Here is a 6,619-nt window from a genome sequence, read left to right on the forward strand (position 1 = left end):
GCCCCGACATGAATACAACATTGCCCGAAGTCGAACAGAGCACCGCGCCTGCCAACCCTCTCCTCGCCGTCCAGCAGGTCACGCAGAAGATCAAGCAGGATCTCCGCATGGGCCGCGAGCATCAGCAGGGCCGCATCAACTGGATCACCACCATCGCCATGGGACTCTTCCACGTCGGTGCCATTGCCGCGCTCTTCTTCTTCTCGTGGACCAACCTTGCCGTCTTCTTCGTCATGTACTTCTTCGCCATCAACGTCGGCATCGGCATGGCCTACCATCGCCTGCTCACGCACCGCGGCTACAAGACCCCACGTTGGCTGGAGTACTTCGTCACCGCCTGCGGCTGCCTCGCCCTCGAAGGCGGACCCATCTTCTGGGTAGCCACCCATCGCGTCCACCATCAGAACTCCGACCAGGAAGGTGACCCGCACACCCCGCACGACGGAACCTGGTGGGCCCACGCCGGCTGGATCCTCTCCGGTCGCGCTCTCCACTCCGAGACCGCACTCCTCGGCCGTTACGCTCCCGACCTCACCCGCGATCGCGTTCACGTCTGGCTCTCCAAGTACCACTACATGCCGCTCGTCGTCACCGGCCTCCTGCAGCTAGCCCTCGGCGCTGCTCTTGCTCCCGGCCACCGCTTCGTCGGCGCCATCGGCATGTTGCTCTGGGGAACCTTCCTCCGCGTCACCCTCGGCCTCCACGCCACCTGGCTAGTCAACTCCGCCACCCACCTCTGGGGCAAGCGCCGCTTCGAGACCAAGGACGACTCCCGCAACAACTGGTGGGTCGCCATTCTCACCGGCGGCGAAGGCTGGCACAACAATCACCACGCCCACCCCGTCAGCGCCCGTCACGGCCTCACCTGGTACGAGTTCGACATCAACTACTACGGCATCTGGCTTATGGAAAAGCTCGGCCTCGCCAAGAAAGTTCAGATCGCCAAGTTCGATTCAGCCGCCCCCAAACCGGCCGGCGCCTACATGGACTGATTCAGTCCGCTCATCATCGCAATACACCGCAGGCGCAGAGTTCACTCTGCGCCTGTTTTCTTTATCCCCGCCTTATCTCCGATACAAACTGCAGCGGTCCTCCGGCGAGGACACATGATCCGCCGCGGCATCCACTTCCGACATCCCGATCCGTTCACTCCAAAGCAGCTCGAACCCCGGAAACTCCGCGAACACCGCCTCCTGCTGCGGAACCACATACAGCAAATCAATCTCGCCCCGACGATCACCGGCAACCGCGTCCACACGCTCCAGCAGCCGCCGCATCATCGGCGCAAGAAATGGGTTGTACATAAAGATCAGCAACCGCCCCGACGGAAGGCTCAACCCGAGTGCATCCCCCTGCACCAGTCTCATCGGACTCAACGCTCGTCCTGACTCGTGCCACATCTCCAGATTCTTCTCCGCCACCTGGTGAAGGCTCGCGTTCAACTCCACCCCCACCACCTCCCGGAACGGAAGCTCCGACGCCAGCATCATCGCTCGCCCCTTCCCGCTTCCAATATCTATGAACGAGTACCCCTCCACCCCCACTGTCCCCGCTGTCTCCCTCCATCGCGCGAAAGCCCGCCGCATTCGCGACGGCGACATTCCGTAATACGCCACGGAAAATCGGTCGTGCTCATGGCCGCTGAACAATCCTCCCCCGCTAACCAGGCCGCTGGTCTCCGTCCCGTGTTCCTCATCGAAAGGGTGTAGCTCAGGCTTCATCGCACCCCGCGACCCCATCGCGCGCTGCATCGCCTGCCGAACGGTGCCCCACACCCCGCGCTGCCCCAGCGACCATTGGATTTTTCGCCAGGCCTTTTGAAGACGCCCCATGCAACGTATTCTATTCGTGCCGCGCCGCGGAGCCCTTTCATGTCACCTCTGCCGGCGGTTGTTTTTTCTACACTCTATCCTCTACCCTCTACACTCTTATTCATGAACCTCACACGCCGCCGCGGAACCAGAGCGTTTTTCATCACGCTCGGCGTGTGTCTCACCGCCCTTGCCATCGTCCTCAACATCACCTGGATCCACAACAACGGCCGTCGCCTGGCAATCGACTTCCTCGGTGTTGTCCTCTTCTCCATCCTCATCGCCGGCGTCGTTCTCAACACCGTCTTCCTGGTTCGCGAAGTCCGCCGCAACGAGCGGCAGGACTCCTTCCTCAAAGCCGTCACTCACGAACTCAAAACCCCCATCGCCAGCATCCGTCTCTACCTCGAAACCCTGCAGCGTCATCCCGGCGACGAGCAGCAACGCCAGCGCTTCTACGCCATCATGCGCGAAGACAGCGACCGCCTCCTCGCCACCGTCGAAACCGTGCTCAAGGCCGGCGAACTCGGCCAGCGCCAGCGCGTCCAGCAGCGTACCCGCGTCGAACTCCATCCCCTCGTCGCCGACTGCATCACCACCGTCATCCTCCGCCATCACCTCCAACCCGAAGACATCACCCTCGAAGACATATCCGGCAGCGTTCGCCTCTTCGTCCTCGCCAACATCGACGACCTCCGCACCGCCATCCTCAATCTCCTCGACAACGCCGTGAAGTACTCACCGGACGGCGTTCACGTCACCTGCCGCATCGGCATCCAGCGCTACACATGGGCCGTCCTTTCCATCATGGACACCGGCCTCGGTCTCCCTCCCCGCGAGCTCAAGCGCATCTTCAAGCGCTTCTACCGCGCCCCTTCCAACGACCAGGTCAAGATCAAGGGCACCGGCCTCGGCCTCTTCCTCGTCCGCACCATCGCCGTCCAGCACGGCGGCAGCGTAGGCGCCATTAGCGAAGGCCTCGGCCACGGCACAACCTTTGAGCTCAAACTCCCCCTGCTCGTCGGCGATCCCAAACCGAAATCGTCTCTCGCTTGAACCTTCGTCACCGCCCGGCTATCTCCGCCAACGTACAATCTCCTCAAGCAGGCTCACCACTCGAACACCCTCTCCCCGAGGAACCATGTATCTCGTCTGGAAATTCTTCGCCCTCGGCTTCAGCGCGCTCCTCCCCCTGGTCAATCCCTTGGGCTCTGCCTTTGTCTTCCTCGGTCTCGTAGGTCTCGCCCCCATTGAGGTCTACCGTTCCCTCGCCCGCAAGATCGCCTTCAACACCATCATCTTCCTGATCGTCGTCGCCCTCATCGGCTCTTCACTCCTCAGCTTCTTTGGAATCTCTCTGCCCATCATGCAGGTCTCCGGAGGCATCATCATCGCCATGATCGGCTGGTCCCTCCTCAACCAGCAGGACAGCCATCCCAGCCCCGAGAAGACCGTAGCAGCCCAACCCGCCGTCACCGATTCCGAGATCGCCAGCCTCAAGAGCAAGGCCTTCTATCCCTTCACCTTTCCCATCACCGCCGGCCCCGGCTGCATCGTTGTCATGCTCACCCTCAGCGTGCACGCCAGGCAGCCCGTCATCACCCAGACCCTTCTCGCCTACGCCGGCCTGCTCGCCGCCGTCATCCTGCTCAGCGCCAGCGTCTATCTCTGCTACGCCTACGCCCCCAAGATCGTCCGCTCCATCTCGCCCGGCACCGTTCACGGAATCCTGCGCGTCGTCGCCTTCATTCTCTTCTCCATCGGGATCCAGATTGCCTGGAACGGCCTCAGCGTCCTCGTCCCGCAGCTCCTCCGAAAATAGAAGCCGCGGGCATACAATCTGCAAGTACAAATCCCCCCATCCCGGTCATGACCAAGCCCAAGCCCGCACTCATCGCCATCGTCGAAGACGAGGAACATCTCGCCCAGGGCCTCATCTTCAATCTCGAAGCCGAAGGCTATCGCGCCCATCACGAGGCAGATGGTGACGCCGCTCTCGCGTGGCTCCTGGACGCCACTGCGCCGGACGCTCCCGATCCTCCCGCCGCCATCCTCCTCGACGTCATGCTCCCCGGCCGCGACGGCTTCTCCATCGTCAGTGAGCTTCGCAAAGCCGGCCGCTACACCCCCGTCCTCTTACTCACCGCCCGCGGCCGCGCCGAAGACATCGTCGAAGGCTTCACCGCCGGCGCCGACGACTACCTCCCCAAACCCTTCGACCTCGGGGTCCTCTTCGCTCGCCTCACCGCCCTCCTCCGCCGCATGCAATGGCAGAGACCCAGCCAATCTCCCACCACGCAACAAACCGAGCGGGCTCCCACGCCCACCTACACGCTCGCCGGCCACATCATCGATCTCGACAACCTCGAGATCCGCTCCCAAAACCCTCAGGATCAACCCGACAAGATCATCCATCTCACCCTCATGGAAGCCGACCTCCTGCGCTACCTCCTCGATCACCCCGGCAAGATCGTCCCCCGATCCGAGCTCCTCGAAAACGTCTGGCACGTCAAAGAAGACACCGACACCCGCGCCATCGACAACTTCGTCGTCCGCCTCCGCCGCTACCTCGAACCCGATCCCGCCAAGCCCATCCACCTGCTCACCATTCGCGGCGTAGGCTACCGCTTCGTCCCCGACCCCTCCTAGTCCACGTCCATCGAGCGGTGGGTGTGGCCAACGTCACCGCGACCGAACTCTCGCGGGCGCATCATATTAACTATGTCGACTCTAGTTCTGCGCATTGACAACATGCACTGCGGCTCCTGCATCCGCCGCGTCACGCAAACGCTCAACGCGTTACCCGGCACCCACGCACAAGAGGTCCGCGTAGGCAGCGCGCGCATTCAGACCAACACCGCACCCGAGCAGATTCAGCAGGCCCTCACCGCCGCCGGCTATCCCGCCTTCGTTGAATCGGCAGCGGCATGACGCAGCAGACGCTGCTCATTCAGGGCATGACCTGCGCATCCTGCCAGATCCATGTCCAGAAGGCGCTAGAGGCCGTCCCCGGCGTCGACTCCGCCAGTGTCAACCTTATGGCGCACACTGCCCAGATCACCACCGCCTCTCCCCTCGACACCACCACCCTCATCACAGCCGTCCGCAACTCCGGCTACGACGCCTCACTCCCGACCCCCGCAGGCGAATCCCACACCACCCACGACCACGACAGCATGGAGACCCCCCACCTCGGCCTCCGCACCCTCCTCGCGCTCCTCGCCGGCGCCATCGCCATGCTGCTCTCCATGCCGCTGATGATGTCCTCGGCCAACAGCACCGACCCGCTCCTCCGAACACTCGCCAACGCCCTCGCACCACTAATGCCGTCCATCCTCATGGACCTCCCGACGCAACCGATCCGCTGGATCCTCTGCGGGCTCGCCCTCGCCACCATGCTCTTCGCCGCGCCCGAGATCTACACAGCCGCCTGGCGAGCCGCGCGCCACCGCGCCACCAACATGAACACCACGGTCGCGCTCGGCACCCTCGCCGCCTTCGCGTCCTCCTTCGTCGCCACCATCGCGTCAACCTACTTCACGCGCCACGGCCTCGCCTCCGACGTCTACTTCGAAGCCGTCATCTTCATCCTCGCCTTCCTCCTCGCCGGCCGCTGGCTCGAAGCCCGCGCCCGCGCCCGCGCCACCAGCGCCCTCCGCGGCTTCACCCAACTCGAATCCTCCGACGCTCGCTTACTCACCCTCCCCACAAACTCAACCGACTACGCCAGCGCCCCCGAAACCCTTCTCCCCCTCTCCGCCATCGAACCCAACGACCTCATCCGTGTTCTCCCCGGCGACCGCATTCCCCTCGACGGCCTCATCCTCGACGGCCGCAGCTCCATTGACGAATCCATGCTCACCGGCGAACCCCTCCCCGTCACCCGCACCCTCGGCGACAACGTCTCCGGTGGCACGCTCAACCTCGACGGCCCGCTAGTCCTCCGCGCAACCGCCGTAGGCGCAACCTCAACCCTCGCCCAGATGCAGCGCCTCCTCGAGCAAGCCCAGTCCAGCCGAGCCCCCATGCAGCGCCTCGCCGACCGCGCCTCTGCCATCTTCGTCCCCGTCGTCCTCGCCCTCGCCGCCTTTACCTTCGCCGCCTGGTCCATCGCCGAAAACACTAACGGCCATCACGAAGGCTTTGCTCGCGCCCTCTCCATCGCCATCGCCGTCCTCATCATTGCCTGCCCCTGCGCGATGGGTCTCGCCGTCCCCGCCGCCATCACCGTCTCTCTAGGCCGCGCCGCCCAGTCCGGACTGCTAATCAAAGGCGGTGAAGCCCTCGAGCGACTAGCCACCGTAGACACCGTCGCCCTCGACAAAACCGGCACTCTCACCGAAGGCCGCCCCCACATCGCCGCCTTCGTCCTCGCGCAGACCGCAACCCTCCCCGCCGAAACCCTCCTCGCCTACGCAGCCGCCGCCGAGTGCCTCTCCACCCACCCCTTGGCCCATGCCGTCGTCTCCTACGCCGAATCGCAACAAGCTCCTGTCATCCTGAGCGAAGGGCGCAGCCCGCAGTCGAAGGACCCCAAGAGTTCTGATTCGTCCAGACTCCTTGCCCCTTTCCCACTCACGATCACCGACCTCATCACCCTCCCCGGCACCGGCCTCACCGCCACGATCGTCGGCCATAAACTATCCCTCGGCAACGCCGCCCTTCTCACCACGCCTCCCCCCCCCCCCCCCCCCCCCCCCCCCCCCCCCCACCACCCCCCCCCCCCCCCCCCCCCCCCCCCCCCCCCCCCCCCCCCCCCCCCCCCCCCCCCCCCCCCCCCCCCCCCCCCCCCCCCCCCCCCCCCCCCC

At 64.6% G+C, this 6,619-nt stretch carries 7 protein-coding genes; 6 read left to right on the top strand and 1 reads right to left on the bottom strand.

Going from position 1 to position 6,619, the window contains the following annotated elements:
* Window positions 1-8: 8 nt before the first annotated feature.
* The gene (locus GSQ80_RS15465) at window positions 9-992 is read left to right on the top strand and encodes a fatty acid desaturase (RefSeq protein WP_158788455.1); all 984 of its coding nucleotides are present in this window, start codon (window positions 9-11) and stop codon (window positions 990-992) included.
* A 72-nt stretch (window positions 993-1,064) separates the two neighbouring features.
* On the opposite strand, the gene GSQ80_RS15470 is transcribed toward GSQ80_RS15465, so the two are convergent.
* Window positions 1,065-1,832, bottom strand: coding sequence for a class I SAM-dependent methyltransferase (locus GSQ80_RS15470; RefSeq protein ID WP_158788456.1), 768 nt, complete (start codon window positions 1,830-1,832; stop codon window positions 1,065-1,067).
* Between the two features lie 102 nt (window positions 1,833-1,934).
* Here GSQ80_RS15470 and GSQ80_RS15475 point away from each other — a divergent pair, with 102 nt between their 5' ends.
* From GSQ80_RS15475 to GSQ80_RS15495, 5 genes are all read left to right on the top strand, one after another.
* Window positions 1,935-2,867, top strand: coding sequence for a sensor histidine kinase KdpD (locus tag GSQ80_RS15475; RefSeq protein WP_158788457.1), 933 nt, complete (start codon window positions 1,935-1,937; stop codon window positions 2,865-2,867).
* An 85-nt stretch (window positions 2,868-2,952) separates the two neighbouring features.
* Window positions 2,953-3,633, top strand: a complete 681-nt coding sequence (locus tag GSQ80_RS15480) for a MarC family protein (RefSeq protein WP_158788458.1) — start codon at window positions 2,953-2,955, stop codon at window positions 3,631-3,633.
* 47 nt (window positions 3,634-3,680) lie between these two features.
* The gene (locus GSQ80_RS15485) at window positions 3,681-4,460 is read left to right on the top strand and encodes a response regulator transcription factor (protein ID WP_158788459.1); all 780 of its coding nucleotides are present in this window, start codon (window positions 3,681-3,683) and stop codon (window positions 4,458-4,460) included.
* 72 nt (window positions 4,461-4,532) lie between these two features.
* A complete protein-coding gene (locus tag GSQ80_RS15490) occupies window positions 4,533-4,742 on the top strand; it encodes a heavy-metal-associated domain-containing protein (protein ID WP_158788460.1) in 210 nt (69 codons plus the stop codon).
* A partial coding sequence (locus tag GSQ80_RS15495; protein ID WP_158788461.1) for a cation-translocating P-type ATPase occupies window positions 4,739-6,619 on the top strand: 1,881 nt, incomplete at its 3' end. The genes GSQ80_RS15490 and GSQ80_RS15495, both read left to right, overlap by 4 nt.

Origin of the sequence: Granulicella sp. L46, assembly GCF_009765785.1 — a bacterium.
Lineage (GTDB): Bacteria > Acidobacteriota > Terriglobia > Terriglobales > Acidobacteriaceae > Granulicella.